Consider the following 18,832-nt stretch of genomic DNA (forward strand, 5'->3'; position numbering starts at 1 on the left):
GTTAAATCGCTTGCGTGCCCGCGGCACGCGCCGTCTGTGCGCCGGACTTGCTGTCGTTGGCCGACGCCGCTCTTGTCAACATGCTACGCGGCACGAGCAGGATCAGCACGCAACTGACCAGCAGACATGCACCGAGCGCATAAGTACCGTTGTTGATACCGATATTGCGGCCCTTGATGTCGACGAAATAAACCGCGTTTTCCGCGGCCTGCCACAGCGAGCCTTCGCCCGGTTCGGCATTGACCGGCCATACGCACGCGGGGAGGCGACTTTCATTCTCCGTACCACCCGGCATCGACGAAATAATCGCGACCGGAGCAGCGGGACGCATCGTCGGACGCAAGGAACAAGGCCATGCGGGCGACATGCTCGGGCTCGATGCGCAAGCGCAGGCATTGGCTCGCGACGACCTTCGCTTCGCTCTCGGGTGACTGCCAGAGCTGCATCTGACGCGGGGTTTTAACCGCGCCGGGGATGATGCAGTTCACGCGAATGCCGGCGTCGCCGAGATCACGCGCGAGACCTCGGGTCAGCCCTTCGATACCGGCCTTCGCGCTCATGTAGATCGCGAGTTTCGGCAACGCGAGATGCCAGGAGACCGAGCCCAGATTCAGGATCACGCCGCGACCGATCTTGCGCATGCCGGCCGCCGCGGCCTGCGCGCAAAAGAACTGGTGCCGCAGATTCACGGCCATGCGGTCGTCCCAATAGGTCGACGTGATGGCGTCGACTTCGTGCCGGTCGTCATTGCCCGCGTTGTTGACGAGCACCTCGATCGGCCCGGCGATCTCGGCGATCTCGGCGAACGTGCTTTGGATCGCATCGACACTGCGCAGATCGCAGCGACGGAACAACGGCGGATGCGCAGCGTCGCGCAGCGATTCCTGCAACGCGAGCGAATCGTCCTCGGCGATGTCGATGAAGAAAACTCGCGCACCCTGCTGTGCGAATGCTTCGACCATCGCGGCGCCGATGCCGCTGCCGCCGCCGGTGATGACAACCGTTTTGCCTGAGAGGCTGGGATAGATTGCGTACGACATCTGATATTCCACTTGTTCCGAGTATGACAACAAATACATGGCATGCAGCCGCCCCCGGCTGCACGCATTCCCGACATGCGGGTTACGACAGGACCTCGACCTCGCTCACCATGCGCCAGTCGCGTTCGGGCGTTCGCACCGCGTTGCCGGTGACCGTCACCGTGTCGCTCAGCAGGATGTCGCGGCTCGAGCTGCCGATCATCAGATCGAAGTCGCCCGGCTCTACGATACGCTCCCCTCGCCCGTCGGTGAAGTTGAGCATGTCGACCGGCATGCGCACGCGAACCTGTGCGCAGGCGCCCGCCGCCAGCGGCACGCGGGCGAAGGCCTTCAATTCGCCGGGGAACACCGGCGCGCCGGCACGGCGCTCCGCGATGATGTCGCAGCCGCGTGCGTGAATCACCCGCTCATCGCCGAGCAGCGCGCGCAGCGCCTTCAGAGGCGTGCTGATCGACGCGACCGACTGCCCGCCGGAGTTGATCAGATGCACCGGGAAACTGTAGCCGGCCAGCAGCGCCAACGGATCGTCGGCGGTCGGTCCGATGACCGCGACCTTCGCCGCGCCCTTCGTGTCCAGCGGCCTCTATACGGATTCCGGCGAATGCTGGAGCAATCCGCGTGCGTGTCTTCCCGACCTCGGTCATCCGGTGCCGAACGACGTGATGCGCGCACAGGCGCAGCGTTATCGAGCCGTGTTCGATCTGTTCGAATACGAGCCCACCATCAAGGCCGTGACGTTCTGGGGACTCGGGCATCCGTGTCTTACGGCTCGTAAGTCCCCACCTCGTTGAATTCAGGCAACGTATCGGCCGATTCGTCCGGCTGCCCGGCCGCAGTTGCATGGGAGCGTTCGGGTGACTTGACGACCGGCGGCGGCATCTTGCCGATGCCCTCGTCGATGCGTTGCAGGAGATACGGAAAGAACGGATTCGACGCGATCCGGAACATCGAGTCGAGCGTCAGAATCAACGTGCCGCGTTCGCCACGCGGTGCGAGCGTGCCAAGGTTCTCGTTGAAATCTTCCTTGTCGTCCGGGGCAATGCCATAGAGCGCATCCGTCACCGGGAACGGAATCGCGACGTGCGATAACGAAAAAATATCCTGCGGATAATCGATGTTCAAAGGCTTGACGCGCGTTTCGACTTCGCCGGCGTCGACGCTGCGCTCGACGGTGCTGCTCGACTCCGGAGACGCGTTAGCGATGACCGTGGCGCGATAGTTTTGCGGACCAACCCGCAGCAGCCGTGACAGCGCGGTGTAAGACGCCACGCGCAGAAAGGTTCTGAATCTCACGCTGCGGTTCACGTCGAACAGCACGACTTCACTGCCGTTCTCGGGAAGCTGGTCGTATAGCGACGACATCACCGCCGGCGTGCTGACGGTGAAATCGGTCACGGACTGGAACGTCAGCACCGGCGGCAATGCAGTCAGCCGGTTCTCGCGATGCAGTCTGATGATCTGCTCCTGGATGGTGCTCGTGAGCAGATGGGACTGGCGCGCGCCGTTGACCGGAAACGAATTGTATTTGAACGGATTGAACTCCGGCACGATGCCGAGCCACGCAGCCCGCTCGAACGCCGGGAACACAGCCGGCAGACCGGCGAGACCGGCAAAGCGGGCGTAACGGGTCACGCCGATCATCGGCGAGATGAGCACGACACGGGTCGGGCGCGAAAGAGCTGGATTCTCGATCGCGTCGAGCGCATATTGCAGCGCCAGCGCCCCGCCGTTGGAGAAGCCGACCAGTTCCAGCGGCTTGTCCGGACCGATACGCCGACGCGCTTCGCGTACCGCGAGGCGGGTTGCGGCAGCCCATTCACGCCATTCGACCCGGGTCAGCGCACCCGGCACCGTGCCGTGTCCCGGCAAGCGGATGCCGATCGCGACAAAGCCCCGGTCGCGGTAGCGGCGCGCGATGTGACGCAAGCTGAAAGGCGCATCGGTCAGACCATGCAGCAGCACCACGGCGCCGACCGGCGGCCCCGACGGTTCAAGGATGTACGAGCGATTCCAGTTCTGCTCGAAGTGCTCCGGATAGATCGGCGAGCCTTCGTAGTAGCGGTTCGACGGAACGCGCTGGGCCGCGCTCAGCTTTTCGACGACATTGGTGCGCACGTCTTCGAAAACCCGGGACTCCGCCTTGAGGTAGGCATTCCAGTCGCCGGCGTCCATTTCCACGATCGTCATTTCGCGCGGCACGTAGGTATGCCAGACAGCCAGTTCCGGAGCACGCTGCGAGTACCACGCGCGCAACCCGAGCGCGGCTATGATCAGCAGGACCAGAATCAATGCACTTATCTTTATTACCTTCAGCGACGTGCGTAGCATTCGTGCTCTCTTAGTGAGGGTTGCGCTCCCTCGCAGGCTTCTGTCTGCGTCGTGCTCTCATGCCGCCACGTTCACGGCGTTCGATGGCTCAGGCGCGGAGCCTCGGACAAGTGATGCCCGTCACCCGGCCCTCCCCGCCGCCCGTCCTGACGCAGACCGCTTGACCCGGCCGGAGCGCGGCAAGCACGGCGCGCCCCGCCCCGCCCCGGAATTCTTACTGGCGGCCACCCCTGATGTTGCCGGCCACACCGCCTGCTGCACCGCCTATGATTGCACCGGTCCAGGCATCGCCGCCCGCGATCGCCGCAATGCCGGCGCCGCCGGCAGCGCCGATCGCCGCGCCGCTCATCGTTCCCTGCTGTCGCGGAGTCATGTCCGTACACCCGACCACGACCGCAAACGCGCCAATGCTCATGATCCATCCAAGTCGTTTCATGATCGTCTTCCTTATGGGTTTTTCTTCAGGCCTGGCACGACCATTTCAAACCACAGGGTCTCAATCACCGGGTGCTGGATTTTCGTAGGATTGGCGGCGTACCAGCTGTCGAGCCCCTGGCGCACGCTGTCGAGAGTCTGACCTTGCATGCCTTTCGCAAAGCGCGGCGCGATGTCCTTGCTGCTGGCCGACGTATTGCCGGCGTAGGCGCGCTCGATTTCAAGCATATTGGCGACACCAACGAGATACGCCTTCTTGGCCTCGTCCGACGAAGTGGTCCATTGCTCGCCCGTGACAATCGGAATGCTTTCTGCGCGGGCGACATTGCCCATCATTGCGAACGTCAGGAAAGTCAGAGATAACAGCGTTCGCCATTGCGGTTTAGTTGCCATCACGTACTCCATGGAAGTTATGTTCTCCAGCATCCTGCGCCGACCGTATCCGGCGGCGTCGATAGAGTCATGTAGAAGAAGGGTCTCTGTGTCTGTGCGTGTCTCCTTTGTTCAGGCTTGCCTGGCGCAGTAGGGTCATCCAGTCCGGCCTGGCCGGGGAAATAGTTGCCTGCTGTCCAGGCTTGTGTATTCCGTCGTCGAACTTGATGGCGGAGATCGTCATGACGGTCTGGGATTGATTGCGGACACGAGGCGTCGGGCGGAGCAGCCGGGCAGTCTCGACGAAGACCGAATGAGCGACTCGAGTATCGCTTCGCGGGCAACGCTGGGTGCGGACAATTCACTTTCCCCCCAAAGACGCGAACCGGTGTCGTCGCTGGCGATGTTGTCAACTATCCGCGCATTGAAGGTTTCGCACGTTATAGAGTCTAGAGCGTTTTCCATATTTTCCAAGTCCATTTCCGCGCAAGCCGCAGAAGAGCGGCGCCGCGCGGAAAGGCGAGGAAAGTGCGCTCTGAACACGAAAGAAAGCGGCGCGATGCGAGTAGACGCTGAGCGTTTGTCAAAGCGACACGCATTGAGTATATTCTTGCGAGCCACTAGTCCTTGTCGACGACGATGGCTTATTCTGTCTGTCCAGGAATTGACCGGGAAGTGTCGGATGCGAAACAGAATTGTTCCGCCAATTACCTCGCCGGTTCGGCTTTGGCTCATGTCCCCGCTGGTCCCGTCAATCCAACGCAGCGGCGCTAGTTAATCGATGATGGATGAATTGTTAATTCGTCAAGAGTCGATCTAATTCAGTTCCAATAGTAGTGCAAACCACTCATGACAGAAAATCGGTAAAGCTGCAAGAACTCTGATTGAGGGTTGCCCACATTCCATTGCCCGAATGCAAACAACTCGGCCGCCGGACTCAGCTTATAGTTGAGTGACAACGCAAGATTTCCCCCATATGGCGCGTCGAAAGCCTGGATATAACGAAGCGTCACATCGAGTTTATTGAACAGGTCCGTGCGGCCCAACTGGACTAGTGCGTAACGTTGTCCGAGCAGGTTCTGCTGCGGGTTCAACGCCTGACCCAACAACGCGGCCCCCGCCGGATTGCCCATTGCAAGCGCGCTATTGCCGCTCTGGATCGCGTTCTGATAGGCGCGTCGCTCGCCGCTCGTGTAACCATCGCCGTTGTAGAGCAACTCCAGTGTCTGGGTCCATCCGGACAATAGCGTATAGCTCGCGCCGAGCAGCGCACTGGCGCGCCATGAACTGTCGCGAGTCTGATTCTGCGAGAGCGTCCAGCCGGCCGGAGCCTGCGCCCGCTGTTCGGCAAACAGCGCATTACGCCCCTGCCCCACCGACGCATCGCCGTATAACAGCAGCGCATCCGACACCGTCCACGTGCCGTATGCCCCGAGCCGGTCCACGCCATTGTCGCGATGCGATACCAGCGCGCTTGCCGACACCGAGTCGCCGGTCCAATTGACCTTCAGGGCGGCGACGGGAGAAAAGTAAGCCTTGGTCGTATCGCGTGTATCGACGTGGAAGTTGTAGATGCCTTCAACACTCCATGCCGGAGTAATCTGCGCGCTCACGCGGACCATATCCCGGCCTAGCTGCTCCCTGACGGGGTCGGTCTTACCCGTTTCCGCAAAAAATGGATTGCTCGGCGACAGCAGTATCGCACTGCCCCAGAGCAGCACGCTGCGCCCGACCTCCACGTTCACGTTCCCGCGCATCTGGCATGACAGGCGTCCTTCGTTCAGGTACGCATCGGTCGACGTGCGAGCGCCCGCGCCGGGCGTATTGCCTTGCCAGACGAAAAACCCGCGAGGCTTGAGCTGCAGAAAACACGGATCCACCCTGAGCGTCAGATCCACCCGCGGATCGATTTCGGCCTGGATCTTCGGCAGCTTCGCGATCTGGTTGTCCGGGTTGACCAGTGAGCGCTGGTTGAGCACGGTCCCCGTCACAAAGCCGACAATCTGCGTATGGTGCTGGAAAGTAAGACCGCCGAACGGACCGTCGTCCTGCGCATCGGCCGCCCATGCCGGCGACGAGATGCCTGTCCAGATGAGCGCGAACACCCGCAACAAGCCGAGTATGACGCGCGTCGCCGCGCCCGGCTCGCAGCGTGGCCGCCCATCGGCCCATTTCAGATGCATGACTTCGCTAGCCTGCAATCAGGGACGATTGAGTGAGCCGAGGTTGAACGTGTCCGCACCAAATTGCTGCGTTCTGACTTCGCTGTACTGCAGCAGCGAATAGTTCGACTTTTCGATGGTGTCCTGAATACTCATCTTGCTGACAAACGGCTGCGCCTTGCCGTCGATATCCAGCCGGTTGTTCATCTCGAACACGGCAGTCTTGAATATCTTTCCCGACACGGTATAAAACTCGGCCTTCAATGGAACCAGGCGCGACACCGAAACGTAGTAGACGATCCGGTCATAGGTGACGAATTTGTTCTTCGCCAGCAGGTTGAGCACGTAAGCGTCTTCACCGTTCACCTGCTCGATGCGAAGCATCGTTGCGTCGTAATCCTTCGCATAATTGGTTGAAGCGATGTCGCCGTTCGACGCGGGACCAACCATCTTCTGGCGCGTCGAGATGGACACCGGCTTGGTCAGCGTGGCCTTGCCGAACCACATGCTGCGACCGTTTTGCAGCAGGCGGCTGCCCGCTTCACGGGGCGGATAGGTGGCCTCCGCGAGACTGTCGTCGCCGCTCGCGCGCACGACATATGTACGCCTGTCGATCGGGCCGCCAGAATCCTGGCCGGTGATGTCGATGGTCCATTGCACACCATTCAGACCGCCGCCGCGCGCGCGGTCGCTCGCTGCGACGATCTGCGTGGCATTCGGGGTTTCCGTGGCAGGCGCACTGACCGCGAAGGTTGCGCTCGCGAGGATCAGTGAAGCCAGCAGAAGGACGGTTTTTTTATAACGCTGCATGATCGCGATACCTGATAAGAAAAACGATGAAACGATTCGGCCGGTCAAACGAAGCTCAACGCATCGACGACTTCGATACGGGTTGCGCGATAAGCCGGATAAGTCGCGCACAGCACGGCGAAAAAACTCACGGCGAGCGCAATCGCACCCATGCGCAGCCAGTCGAGGTCGATCTGCAGCAACACGCGATATGACGAGTTGGGAGGGATATAGCCGATACCAGAAGCATTGATCGCCAACGCCGCGATGAGCGTGACAACGAGACCCGACAGGCAGCCGAGCAGCGCAATCCAGAGTCCTTCAAACGCGAATAGCCGGACGACGCCCGCGTTGCTCAAGCCCAGCGCGCGCAACGTGCCGATCTCGCGGGTGCGCTCGACCACCGCCATCGACATCGTGTTCGCCACGCTCATCGCGGAAATGACCAGCACGATGCTCGCAATGAACGAGAAGATCATGTCGAACAAGCCCTTGACCTGCGTGTAGAAGCTCGACATTTCCTGCCAGCTCCTGATCTCGACGTCGAAGCCCGCCGCACGCAGACGACGGCTCAGGTCCAGCTTCAACTTCTGCGTCATTCCAGCGTTGTCGAGCAGCACGATGAAGCGCTCCACCGAGTCGGTGTTCATCAACGACTGCGCGAGCGCGAGACTGGTCAGCACATACTTGTCGTTGGTGCCCGCGCTGCCCGTATTGAAGAGGTCGACGACGTCCGCATCCACAGCGTTCGCCTGGCCGTCGATGGTCGACGCGAGCAGGCTGAACGTCTCGCCCTTCCTGAGATTGAGCAGCTTCGCGAGATCCGACGACACCGCCACGCCCGCCTGCCTGTGCCGGTCGAGATGGCCGCCGGCATCGCCTTCTTCCGCCGCGCCGAGCATGTCGTTATGTTCGGCGACGATGCCCTCGCCGATGAACACCGTCGACGCCTCGCCGTTCGAGATGAGGCCGTTCAGACTCAGGCGCGGCGACACCAGCTTCGTGCCGGGTTCGCGCAGAATGAGCGCCTCGATCCTGCGGGTTTCTTCCGGCGTGAACAGATAGCGTTTCGGCTTGAGCTTGCCTTCCAGCAGGAAGCCACGCTTGAAAATGGTCAGATGACCAAGCCGCTCGCCCATCACCGCCTGCTGCTCAAGCCCGGCATAGACGTTGGCGATATAGCCGCTGAACAGATTGATCGCGGCGAGGCCGAGCGCAATCGCCGCAAGCGTGACAAAACTCCGGCGACGGTTTCTAAAAGCGTTCTTCAGCGCGAGAACCAGCGAATGCATCAGTGTTCATCTCCATCAGGCAGCCGTCCGTCGCACAGGCGTATCGAGCGGGTCATATAGCTCAGCGCGCGCTCGTCGTGCGTCGAGAAGACAAAGGTCACGCCGTGCGTGTGGTTCAGGCGCTGGAACAGCTGCATCGCGGCGCGCGCGTTACCGCTGTCGAGACTGGCCGTCGGCTCGTCGGCGATGACGAGTTGCGGATTCGTGATCAGCGCGCGCGCGATCGCCACGCGCTGCCGCTGTCCGCCGCTCATCTGTTCCGGGTGCTTGTGGTGATGGCCGTTCAGTCCCACTTCATCGAGCAGTTCGCGCGCCCGCGCGTTCTGCGCGTGACTCGTGCGGCCGGCGAGCCGCAGCGGCAGCAATACGTTGTCGAGCGCATCGAGCACGGGGATCAGGTTGTAGCTCTGGAACACGAAGCCGATCGACGACTGACGGCGTCGCGCGTATTCGACCGGGCTCAGGCGAGCCGTCGGCTCGCCCAGCACTTCGATCTCTCCGGTGGTCGGCTTGTCGAGCAGCCCGATCAGATTCAGCAAGGTCGTCTTGCCGCTGCCGGACGGCCCGACGATCGCCAGCATCTCGCCTGCCTGAACGTCCAGATTGATATCGGCCAGCGCATGGACCTGACCGTACGTCTTGCCGACCCCGCTCAGACGCGCGACCGGCCTCGCATAGCTTGCAACCGGCCCGAGGTCCGCAAGGGGCAGCGCAGATTCGTGCGGATCGATTTTCATGAATGTCCTGAATGTCTTTTCAAAGAGGGTCTGCGGCGGCAAGAACCGGCGACGCGCGTTGCCGGTCGCCGGCGCCGCTGTCGATCGGGCCGTTAGGCAACAGATAGACCTTGCCGCTGCGCCCAGGCTCGTCCACATGGCGCAACGCCCTGCCGACGGCGTCGAGCGGATAGGTCGCGGCGACCTCGGCGCGCAGCACGCCCAGACGCAGCAGCTCGACGGCTTCCGCCATCAACGCATTGCGCTGAACGTGTGTCATGCGCGACAGGCGCTGCGTGAGCCAGAAGCCCTTGAGACCGATGCCCCTGAAAATCAACTCATCGCAGCCAAGCTCGATCGGCTTGCCCGACAACATGCCGTAGTTCACGATCGCGCCGCCGGGTTCGAGCAGTTTCGCGAGACGCGCAACGCCATCGCCGCCGACCGCATCGAGCGCAAGCATCGCCGGCGCGCTGCCTGTGACTGCTCTGGCCGCCTGCGCCAGGTCGGGGCCATCCACGATGGCGGCGTCGCCGCCCGCTGCCCTCACCGGTTCGATCGCGTCGGAGCGCCGCACGATGTTGAGCGTGCGTAGGCCGTCGTGCCGGGCGATCTGCATCACCGCGCGTCCGACACCCGACAGCGGCGCGGTCTGCACGATCCAGGCGCCCCGCTCGAGCGTCGCGTGGCGGCGCACCAGTTCGAGCGCGGTGCACGCGTTCACCTTGAGGGCGGCAAGCTGCAACGGGTCGAGCTCCGGCGCGACCTTGAACACTTGCGACGCCGCCAGACGGCGCTGCTGACACCAGTTGTCGTTGCCGATCAGGATGACCCGGTCGCCCACTGCCAGATCGTGTACCGAAGCGCCGCAATCGACGACCCGCCCCACGGCTTCGAGGCCGACAGTGGCCGGCAGCTTCGGCAGTTCGCCATAGCGGCCGGCGAGCCGCGCGAGGTCGGCGGGATTCACCGCGCAAGCCTCGACATCGACCAGCACTTCCCACGCCGAGGGCGCGCCAGGCGCCGGGACCTCGCAGCAGCGCGCGGCCTGTGACGGCGGACCGAACGCGTCGAAACGAATCTGCTTCAAAACAGCCCCTTGCTGGCCGGCGCGGCAGCCTTCAGTTCGACGAGCAGACGAATCGTGCGGTCCATCTGCTCGCGGGTGTGCGCGGTATTGATAAAGAAGCGCAGACGAGCGGCATCGCGCGGCACGACCGGGAAGATCATCGGGAACGTGAAGATGTGGTTGTCGAACAGGCGCGCGGCCATCCACAGCGCGAGTTCGGCGTCGGGCAGCATCACCGGGATCACAGCCGATCCTTCGCTCAGTCCGGTGTTCAAACCCGCTTGTCTTGCCTGCTCACGGAAGTAGCGGGCGTTCTCCACCACGCGGCGCGCGCGTTGCGGCTCCGCGCGCATGATGCGCAGCGCCGCCAGCCCGGCAGCGGCGTTGGCCGGCATCGGCGACGCGATGTAGAGGCCGAGTCCCGGCGCGTAGTACTTGAGCATCGTGACCAGCTCGCGGCGCCCGGCGATGTAGCCGCCGATCGTCGCGAAGGCCTTGCTCATCGACGCGTAGTGAATGTCGATATCCGCGCCGTTCAGCCCGAAGTGATCGACCACGCCGAGCCCGCGCGCGCCGATCACGCCCATCGAATGCGCTTCGTCGACCATCAGCAGCGCATGGTGCCGCTTCTTGATCTCGATCAGCCGCGGGATATCGGGGATATCGCCGTCCATGCTGAACACGCCTTCGGTCAGGATCAGCACACGCTCGAAGTTGCCGCGATGCTCGGCCAGCAGCCGCTCCAGCGCATCGCAGTCGTTGTGCGCGAAAGCGAAGCGGCGCGCGCCGCTGAGCTTCGCGCCGACCAGCATGCTGTTGTGGACCAGTTCGTCGTACAGCACCAGGTCCTGCTTGCGCGCGAGATAGCCGATCGCCGCGACGTTGGTGCCATAGCCGCTGACGCCGAGCACCGCGTCCTCGACGCCGAGCACGTCGGCAAGTTCCTTCTCGAACTCGCCGAAGATCGGGATCTCGCCGATGATGATGCGCCCGGACCCGGTCGAGGTTCCGTAGTGGTCGATCGCCTGCTTCGCGGCCGACTGCACGCGCGGGTCGCCCGACAGATCGAGGTAGTTGTACGACGAAAAATTGATCATCCGCCGCCCCGCGACTTCGACCTCCGCGCTGGCCACGCCGACATGCTCGCGGAACATGTTCCACTCGTAGCCCTGCTTGTCGTAGTACCAGCGCGTGTTGGCGTACTCGCGCAGTTCGGGAAACTGCGCGAAGTCGTAATGCTCGCGACCGACCGTGACCTTGGGCGCAACCGCGCGCGCCGCCGGCGCGTCGTCGCCTGCGCTTGCGGCGCCCTGTTTGCCGAGCAATCTGGCGCGCAGACGCTCGACGTGCATTGCAGGATTCATGTTCAACTCTCTTTCATGTTGCTGGAGCAGACTTGGAGCAGACTTGGGTCAGACCGGCATCAGCCCAGGATCACGCAGCCTGGGCCGCCGGCGCGGCAGCGTCGCCCGCCTCGCCCCATCCGAACGCGTTCAGGGCTTTGTCGACAATGGCGCGGATCGTCAGGTCGTCCAGAATCTCGAGCACCGACACGCTGATGCCGAGATCGCGGCTGAGCAGCAACTGGATTTCAGTCGCCATCAACGAATCGACGCCGAGATCGAGGATCGGCCGGTCGACCGGAATCGCCTCCGCCGCGGTTTCCAGTTCATCGGCAATCAGCGACGCGACGAGGCCCGCCAGCACCGTGAAGCGGTCGGCCGCCGGCAACTCCGCCAGCCCGGCGCGCAACACGGCGCCTGGATCGGCGTCCGGGCTCGCGTCGGCGGCAATCAGCTCCGCGTAGCGGGGCGACTGCGCGCCGAGCGTTTCGTAGCGGCCCCACTCGCTCCAGTTCGTGATCAGCGTGACGCCGAGCTGCGTGACTTCACGCAGCATCGCGCGTTCGAGCCAGTGCAAGGCCTCCGCCGATTCCATGCCGCGCAGCCCCATGTAGCGCATGAACTGTTCGAGCTTCTCGTCGCGCGTCACTACGCCGACGTCGGCGATCGCCCCCCAGTTGATGCTGGTGGCCGGCAATCCCAGCGCGCGCCGGTGCCATGCAAGGCCGTCGAGAAAACCGTTCGCGCTGACGTAGCTGGCCTGGCGGCTATTGCCCACGAGGTTCGCGATCGACGAGTAAAGAACGAAATGATCGAGCGTCATCTCGCGAGTCAACTCGTGCAGCAGACGCGCGCTCTCGGCCTTCGCGCGCATCACCGCGACGAGATCCTGCGCAGCCAGTTCGACGATCGGCTGGTCGATGATCACCGCCGCCGCGTGGAACACGCCGCGCAGTGGCGGTGCGGCGGCCGCGATCGTGGCGAACAGGTCGCGCACCTGGCCTTCGTGGGCGAGATCGCACTGGATGCAGACCACGTTCACGCCGCGCTGACGCAGATCGGCGACGAAGGCGCTCCGTTCAGGCGTGTCCGCGCCGCTGCGCCCGGCCAGCACGAGATGACGCGCACCGCGCTCCACCAGCCAGCGCGCGGTCTTCTGACCGAAACCGCCTAGCCCGCCGGTGATGAGGTAGCTGGCATCGGGCTTGAACGTCATCGTTTCGAGCACGTGCACCTGCAATGCGGTGGACGCATCGTCGAAGCTGACGACGAGCGCAATGTCGATATCGGGCAGCGCGAACTTCCGGCTCGCGAGATCGACGATCGACACCGACAGGCTGTCCGCCGGCACGAATTCGCCAGTGCCCGCACGGTCGACGGCCTTGCGCAGCGCCGCGGCGAAGCGCTCGGCGCGCTGCGCCAGCACCGCCAGGTCGGCACGCACGATCGACGACGCCGCGTTCGGCAGCGTGAATGCACGCGCACGCTGGTCGGTGTCGATCAGCACGCCGCCCGCGGCAAGCGCGCGCCAGCCGAATGCGTCGGCCCACGCGGCGAGCGGTCCGACCATCGCGTCGAAGCCCTTGCCGCCGGTGCGATCGGCGACCGCCGCTTCCAGCGCGGCAGGGCTCGCCGCGATCGGTGTGCAGCCGGCCACCGGCTTCGCCGGCTCGGTGTTCGGGTGTGCGAGCAGCGTGGTCTGGATGCCGCGCCGGCGCAACGCCGCGTTCACCGACACACCAAGTTCGTCAGCTTCGACGAGCACATGGGCATTCCCGTCGAGGTCAGCCTGCTCGATCAGGCGTTCGGCGACCGCCTCGCGCACCGCCGCGAGCAGCAGCGACGAAGCGGCTGCGCCGTCGGCCAGTTCGACCAGATGGAAGGCCGAACGCGGCCCGCGAATGTGGCTGGCAAACTCGGCGGGCGCGAGACCGTAGACCCGCTGTCCGGCGTGCAGATCAGCAACTTCGGCGCCGACGCGTTGGACCGTCGCGATCACTTCAACAAAGTCCAGATCGAGCGTGTCGCCGTTCGAGCTGCGCAGCGCTCGCATCGTCAATGCGATGCTCTCGACCTTCAGTTCGATTTCGTCGTCGCGCAACGGCGTGCGGGCGATCTCGATCAGCTTGACGCTGCCCGCGCTGTCTTCATGCTCGCCGGCATTGCGGACCTGGACTGCACGGTCGGCAGTGAGCGGCACCGGCGCGATGCGCGGCTGCGCAAGCAACGGTGTCACCTCGAGACGGCTGAAGAGACGGCGGCCGCGGCGGATCGCGACCTCGTCTTCCGGCGCGTCGCACAACAACTCGAGAATCGCCGCATCGACGTCGTCGTCGGTGGCGGCCGCCGGAATATCGACGGTGGTGAAGCGCATGCCTTCGAGTTCGTTGAAGGCGACGCGCGCGAAACCATTCAGCGCGGTCTGCGCGGGCTGCACCGGCGCATCGCTTTCGCTCGCGTTGAACGCATCACGCGTGAGCACATACGCGCGCGGGCGTTGCGCCACCGGTAAGCCGGCGAGATGGCGCGTCACCGCGTGCATGAATAGCAGCGCGTGCATGCCGGTCGGGTCGGCACCGTCGAGCTTCGCATTCACGCCGTGAACGAAGACCACGCCATGCAGCGCACCGGCGGCTTCCATTGCTTTGGCGATGTCGTCGGCCGAATCGGGACACACGCTGATCCGCACGCCCTGAACGCCGAACGACGACCCCGCGCTCAAACGCGCGCAGACGCGCGCACCGAACGCTTCCAGTCCGCCAGCCAGCTGGTCGGCCAGCGCTGTCGTAGCGCCATCTTCGACGATCAGCCAGTGGCCGAGACGCCTCGGCTCGGACAGGCGACCGGCGTCGGCCCATTCGTAACGCGGCATTTGCAGCTTCACGGGATCGCCGTATGCATCGGTGCGTTCCACCTTCGCCGACGACGCGGTAACGCGCAGCCCGCGAATCACTGCGAGCACCCGGCCGGCGTCGTCGAGAATCGTCAGATCGGCGTCGACATGGCGCGGCGTGGCGTTGACCTGCACCGCCTCGCACCAGTAGCGATCCGGCAATGCCGGCACGAGCAGGCGCAATTCCTTGAAGCCGGTCGGCAGGAACGTCGATTCGTTGTCGTCGAGCATGCTGACGAGCACCTGGAAGCAGGCGTCGAGCATCACCGGCTGCGCGCAATAGCCGGCGCTGCGCAGATCGGGGCCGCGCTCGATCAGCGCGAGCACACGTCCGCCTTGCGGGGCGACGCGCAGCGACCGTACCGACTGGAAATGCGGCCCGTACTGCAGCCCGGTGCGCGACAGCTCACGGTAAAAGACCGCGGGATCCCGCTCGACGGGCAGCGACGCCTTCAGCGATTGCAGATCGACATGACGGACTTCAGCCGACTGCAGCGATCCGACGCTGCCCGTGAGATGCAGTTGCCCTTCGCCGATCTTGCCGCTTTCGACGCTGCGAATCGCGGCGCGGCATGTGCTGCGCTCGTAACTGGACACGTAGTCGATCGCGCGGTCGCAGGAGATCACCAGCGGCGCGCGGATGTCGACATCGCTAACGCGCCAGCCCGGCGCATCGGGATGCAGCACCGCGGCGATCTCGAGCAGGGTCTCCACATAACCCGCCGCCGGCATGATCGACGTGCCGGAGACGATGTGGTCCTTCAGATAGGCGAGGCCCTGGTGTTCGAGGTCGTTGACCCACACGTCGAGTGCGGGATACTGCTCGCAGCCGAGCAGAGGACGCTCGGTCGGGCTGACACGCTGATGGACTGCGCGTTCGGTCTCGATCCACGAGCGCTCGCGTTGCCACGGATAGTTCGGCAGCGCGATGGCCTCGCCCTGGCCGTTCAGCGGCGTCCAATCGATCTCGCAGCCGCTCGCGAACACCTGGGCCACGCTGCGATGCAGGCGCGCTCGCTCCGCCTCGTTACGCCGCAGCGTCTCGACCAGACGGATCTCTTTCGCCCGCGCCTTTGCGCAATCGCGCAGCGCGCTCGACAACACCGGATGCGGTCCGATTTCGACAAAAGTGGCGAAGCCGTCGTCGAGCAGCGACTGGACCGCGTCGGCAAAAGCGACCGGCCGACGCACGTTTTGCGGCCAGTACGTAGTCCCGCACGACGGCCCTTCGGTGCGGCGGCCGGTGACCGTCGAATACAGCGGCACCGCGGGCTCGCAAGCGACGATCGCGCTTAGCGACGACGCGAGTTCATCGAGAATCGGCTCCATCAGGTAGCTGTGGTACGGCACCTCGACGTTCAGCACGCGATGGAATATCTCGCGCGTGGCAAGGTCCGCGGCAAGGGCCTGGATCGCCGCCGTCTCGCCCGACAGCGTGAGCGTGTTGGGCCCGTTGACCGCGGCGATTTCGACGCGTCCTTCGAACGGCTGCAACAGCGCGGCGACACTCTCCCGATCCAGGCCCACCGCGAGCATGCTGCCGCTGCCCGCCGTACGCGCCTGCAGACGGCTGCGCTCGTAACTGACGCGCAACGCGTCTTCGAGACTCAATGCGCCGCTGACGCAGGCCGCCGTCACTTCGCCGACGCTGTGGCCCACCACCGCGCCCGGCTTGACGCCCGCGGCGCGCAGCACCGCGACGATGCCCCACTGGATCATGAAGTTCGCCGACTGCGCGTGGATGGTCCGCGTGATTTGCGACTCAACCTCGCTCCTCAGCATTTCCGCGAGGATCGAGAAGCCGGCAAGCCGCTGGAAGATGCGGTCCGCTTCGTCGACGGCCGCGCGATACACGGGCTCGTCGCGATACAGCTCCTGGCCCATCGCCCACCATTGCGGTCCCATGCCGGTGAACACCCACACCGGCAGCGGACGGCCCGCCACGACCTGCTGGCCGGTCACGACCTGGTCCGACTTCTCGCCTTGCAGCAGCGCTGCGAGCGCGTCGCGCAACCCGTCCTTGCCGGTGCCCAGCACGACGGCGCGATGGCTCAGCGAAGCACGGTGTAGCGCGGCGGAATGCAGCAGAGCGGCGAGCGGCGCGTCGGGCTTCGACAGACGGTCGTGGTAGCGCTGCGCGAGCGCCTCGAGTGCCGCGGGGCTGCGCGTGGACAACGGCAAGTACAGCGGAAAACCTTCGGGACGCCGCGACGCTGCGGCGCCCGCCTTGCTCACCGCTTCCGGCGCCGAGCGCAGCACCACGTGCGCGTTGGTGCCGCCATAGCCGAACGAATTGACAGCGACAAGGAAAGGCTCGTCCGGCTGGGCAAGCGGGATCGACGCGTCGGCGAGACGCACGCCGAGTTCTTCGAACGCAATGCCGGGATGCGGCGTTTGCAGGTTGCCGAGCGGGAACGCTTCGCGATGCATCAGCGTGAGCACCGCCTTGATCACGCCGACGATCCCCGCGCCCGCCTCCAGATGGCCAATGTTGCTCTTGATCGAGCCCAGCACCACGCGCTCGTCGCCATGGCGACCGGTGCCGTAAACCGAGCCGATCGACGCCGCCTCAAGCGGATCGCCGACCGCCGTGCCGGTGCCGTGGCATTCGACGTAGCGCACCTGCGCCGGATCGATCGCGAAGCGTTCGCAAACGTCGCGAATCAGCAGGCTTTGCGCGTCCGCGCTCGGCATCGAGATGCCCGGCGTGCGGCCGTCCGAGTTGACGCCGGCGCCCGCGACGGTCGCGAGAATCGTGTCGCCATCGGCAAGCGCTCGCTCCAGCGTCTTCAGCAGCACGATGCCGCCGCCCTCGCCGCGGCCGTAGCCGTCGCCGCGGGCGTCGAAGGATTTGCACTGCCCGTCGCGCGACAGGAATTGCCCCTTGCTCATCCCGATCGAGTACTCGGGACGCGTCATGATGTTCGCGCCGCCGACCACGGCGACATCGCAGTCGCCCGACCAGATGTCGCGGCACGCATAGCTGAAGGCGACCAGCGACGACGAACAGGCCGTGTCGATCGACAGGCTCGGGCCGCGAAGATCGAACGCGTGGGACAAGCGGTTGGCCAGCATGGTCATCATCATGCCGGCCGCGGTGTTGGCGTTGTGCCGCGTTCGGTTCGCGACCTGCATCAGCGTGATCATGTGATCGAGCATGAAGCCGCCGACGTAGACACCAATCTTGTGACCCGCATGAGCAGGCAGGTCGAGACCGGCGTGTTCGAATGCTTCCCAGATCAGTTCCAGCAGCAGCCGTTGCTGCGGATCGAGGTTCTCGGCGACCCGCGCGGGCAGATCGAAGAACCCGGCGTCGATCGACCGGACGTCCTGCTTCAGGAAGTTGGCCTTGTCGACATAGGCTTTGCCCTTCACGCTCTCGTCGGCGCAATAGTAGCGAGCCGCATCCCAGCGATCCGCCGGTATCGGACCGGCGGTGACGACACGTTCACGAAGACCAGCCAACAGGGAATCGACGTCGTCCAGCCCCCCAGGAAGGCGGCACGCCATTCCGACCACAGCAATTTCACGCATTTTAGTTATTCTAGATAAATAGAAAGAGAGATCCGCTACCGGATATCACGCACAACCTGTTTCCCGTAGACATAAGAGCACAATCTGAATGGCGAATCACACCCCGCGAATTTCGCCTCAAAAATTGAAATGCAATTTAACGATTTTTCGCCTGGAATACTTCCTGGCATCGGCTTTGTGGCATAGGGCTCGCTGCCGCTATCCCTGAATGCAGGGATTCTTGAACACTTGGCAGGGCGTGAATTACCCTCGAATATTCTGCGCGGCTTTAAAACCTCACGTGCATTTTCGTGACAACCGATACCCCATGCGCCACAAGGATATTTTCTGGTTTTAGTTCTCGAACGCAATGCGTTCCGCCTTCATTACCTGCCATTCCCCGAGCCTGTCAGTTCAAATTTTTTTGAATAATACGGCCTGACCTGGGCAATAAACATCAGAAAAATCATAAAGACTGTGTGGAATTGGAGAATGTACGCATGACGCTCTGACGGTCACCACTCGTCGATTTCAGATGAAGCATGACATTCGCGTGAATTGCAGAATCCGTACGCGGGTAGTCGTCAAGTGCCGCGCACGCCGGGACGTGCCATGCTCGGTTCCGGCCCGCTGATCCTGAGCGCGACCAGATGGCTGCGCAGCAGCCGGGGTGGACTGAAACCGACTTGACCGTTAGTTGCGTTATAGTCGCTGTGCGGCAAGCAGTGCCTGCTTCGATGCCGCGTCCAACTCACGCCACGCCACTCCCCAAACGCGGCACTGCCCCTGCGAATACAAGTCCAGGAGTGTATTCTCCATTAACAGGCTTTAGATTGTATTTGCAAAATACAGGGTATAGACTGTATAAAGAATTTACAGG

14 protein-coding genes are annotated in these 18,832 nt (G+C 63.8%); 1 reads left to right on the forward strand and 13 read right to left on the reverse strand.

What is annotated here, in order from left to right:
• Position 1: 1 nt before the first annotated feature.
• From HV744_RS38545 to HV744_RS25055, 3 genes are all read right to left on the reverse strand, one after another.
• A complete protein-coding gene (locus HV744_RS38545) occupies positions 2–295 on the reverse strand; it encodes a hypothetical protein (protein ID WP_425497826.1) in 294 nt (97 codons plus the stop codon).
• On the reverse strand, positions 273–1,040 hold the full coding sequence (gene xylB, locus HV744_RS25050; RefSeq protein ID WP_175152062.1) for a D-xylose 1-dehydrogenase: 768 nt from the start codon (positions 1,038–1,040) through the stop codon (positions 273–275). The genes HV744_RS38545 and xylB overlap by 23 nt, the downstream gene beginning before the upstream one ends.
• 82 nt (positions 1,041–1,122) lie before the next feature.
• The gene (locus HV744_RS25055) at positions 1,123–1,560 is read right to left on the reverse strand and encodes a fibronectin type III-like domain-contianing protein (RefSeq protein WP_217469156.1); all 438 of its coding nucleotides are present in this window, start codon (positions 1,558–1,560) and stop codon (positions 1,123–1,125) included.
• Between the two features lie 22 nt (positions 1,561–1,582).
• On the opposite strand from HV744_RS25055, the gene HV744_RS25060 reads away from it, so the two are divergent.
• A complete protein-coding gene (locus tag HV744_RS25060) occupies positions 1,583–1,831 on the forward strand; it encodes a hypothetical protein (protein WP_246279189.1) in 249 nt (82 codons plus the stop codon).
• On the opposite strand, the gene HV744_RS25065 is transcribed toward HV744_RS25060, so the two are convergent.
• The 10 genes from HV744_RS25065 to HV744_RS25110 all read right to left on the reverse strand — a co-directional run bounded on the left by HV744_RS25065 (position 1,803) and on the right by HV744_RS25110 (position 17,973).
• The gene (locus HV744_RS25065) at positions 1,803–3,368 is read right to left on the reverse strand and encodes an alpha/beta hydrolase (RefSeq protein WP_175152063.1); all 1,566 of its coding nucleotides are present in this window, start codon (positions 3,366–3,368) and stop codon (positions 1,803–1,805) included. The two genes, HV744_RS25060 and HV744_RS25065, sit on opposite strands and share 29 nt — an antisense overlap.
• A gap of 214 nt (positions 3,369–3,582) precedes the next feature.
• A complete protein-coding gene (locus HV744_RS25070; protein WP_175152064.1) occupies positions 3,583–3,804 on the reverse strand; it encodes a hypothetical protein in 222 nt (73 codons plus the stop codon).
• An 11-nt stretch (positions 3,805–3,815) separates the two neighbouring features.
• The gene (locus HV744_RS25075) at positions 3,816–4,196 is read right to left on the reverse strand and encodes a hypothetical protein (protein ID WP_175152065.1); all 381 of its coding nucleotides are present in this window, start codon (positions 4,194–4,196) and stop codon (positions 3,816–3,818) included.
• A gap of 800 nt (positions 4,197–4,996) precedes the next feature.
• Positions 4,997–6,358 carry a hypothetical protein gene (locus HV744_RS25080; RefSeq protein ID WP_175152066.1) on the reverse strand — a complete coding sequence of 454 codons (1,362 nt, stop codon included), beginning with the start codon at positions 6,356–6,358 and terminating at the stop codon, positions 4,997–4,999.
• An 18-nt stretch (positions 6,359–6,376) separates the two neighbouring features.
• Positions 6,377–7,147: an outer membrane lipoprotein-sorting protein gene (locus tag HV744_RS25085; RefSeq protein ID WP_175152067.1), complete on the reverse strand. Its 771-nt coding sequence runs from the start codon at positions 7,145–7,147 to the stop codon at positions 6,377–6,379.
• A 44-nt stretch (positions 7,148–7,191) separates the two neighbouring features.
• Complete coding sequence (locus tag HV744_RS25090; protein WP_175152068.1) at positions 7,192–8,418, reverse strand: ABC transporter permease; 1,227 nt, start codon at positions 8,416–8,418, stop codon at positions 7,192–7,194.
• On the reverse strand, positions 8,418–9,155 hold the full coding sequence (locus HV744_RS25095) for an ABC transporter ATP-binding protein (protein ID WP_175152069.1): 738 nt from the start codon (positions 9,153–9,155) through the stop codon (positions 8,418–8,420). Before HV744_RS25095 ends, HV744_RS25090 begins: the two co-directional genes overlap by 1 nt.
• Before the next feature lie 19 nt (positions 9,156–9,174).
• On the reverse strand, positions 9,175–10,224 hold the full coding sequence (locus HV744_RS25100; RefSeq protein WP_175152070.1) for a zinc-dependent alcohol dehydrogenase family protein: 1,050 nt from the start codon (positions 10,222–10,224) through the stop codon (positions 9,175–9,177).
• Positions 10,221–11,567, reverse strand: coding sequence for an aminotransferase class I/II-fold pyridoxal phosphate-dependent enzyme (locus HV744_RS25105; protein ID WP_175152071.1), 1,347 nt, complete (start codon positions 11,565–11,567; stop codon positions 10,221–10,223). Before HV744_RS25105 ends, HV744_RS25100 begins: the two co-directional genes overlap by 4 nt.
• Before the next feature lie 70 nt (positions 11,568–11,637).
• Positions 11,638–17,973, reverse strand: coding sequence for a type I polyketide synthase (locus HV744_RS25110; protein WP_175152072.1), 6,336 nt, complete (start codon positions 17,971–17,973; stop codon positions 11,638–11,640).
• Between the last annotated feature and the right edge of the window lie 859 nt (positions 17,974–18,832).

This window comes from Paraburkholderia ultramafica, assembly GCF_902859915.1.
Taxonomy (GTDB): Bacteria; Pseudomonadota; Gammaproteobacteria; order Burkholderiales; family Burkholderiaceae; genus Paraburkholderia; species Paraburkholderia ultramafica.

What these genes read in the sequence shown, in the direction of transcription:
- HV744_RS25060 (WP_246279189.1), top strand. Translation starts at nt 1,583, where the DNA reads ATGACCGCGACCTTCGCCGCGCCCTTCGTGTCCAGCGGCCTCTATACG.
- HV744_RS25085 (WP_175152067.1), bottom strand. Translation starts at nt 7,147, where the DNA reads ATGCAGCGTTATAAAAAAACCGTCCTTCTGCTGGCTTCACTGATCCTC.
- HV744_RS25095 (WP_175152069.1), bottom strand. Translation starts at nt 9,155, where the DNA reads ATGAAAATCGATCCGCACGAATCTGCGCTGCCCCTTGCGGACCTCGGG.
- HV744_RS25105 (WP_175152071.1), bottom strand. Translation starts at nt 11,567, where the DNA reads ATGAATCCTGCAATGCACGTCGAGCGTCTGCGCGCCAGATTGCTCGGC.
- xylB (WP_175152062.1), bottom strand. Translation starts at nt 1,040, where the DNA reads ATGTCGTACGCAATCTATCCCAGCCTCTCAGGCAAAACGGTTGTCATC.
- HV744_RS25080 (WP_175152066.1), bottom strand. Translation starts at nt 6,358, where the DNA reads ATGCATCTGAAATGGGCCGATGGGCGGCCACGCTGCGAGCCGGGCGCG.
- HV744_RS25090 (WP_175152068.1), bottom strand. Translation starts at nt 8,418, where the DNA reads ATGCATTCGCTGGTTCTCGCGCTGAAGAACGCTTTTAGAAACCGTCGC.
- HV744_RS25110 (WP_175152072.1), bottom strand. Translation starts at nt 17,973, where the DNA reads ATGCGTGAAATTGCTGTGGTCGGAATGGCGTGCCGCCTTCCTGGGGGG.
- HV744_RS38545 (WP_425497826.1), bottom strand. Translation starts at nt 295, where the DNA reads ATGCCGGGTGGTACGGAGAATGAAAGTCGCCTCCCCGCGTGCGTATGG.
- HV744_RS25070 (WP_175152064.1), bottom strand. Translation starts at nt 3,804, where the DNA reads ATGAAACGACTTGGATGGATCATGAGCATTGGCGCGTTTGCGGTCGTG.
- HV744_RS25075 (WP_175152065.1), bottom strand. Translation starts at nt 4,196, where the DNA reads ATGGCAACTAAACCGCAATGGCGAACGCTGTTATCTCTGACTTTCCTG.
- HV744_RS25065 (WP_175152063.1), bottom strand. Translation starts at nt 3,368, where the DNA reads ATGCTACGCACGTCGCTGAAGGTAATAAAGATAAGTGCATTGATTCTG.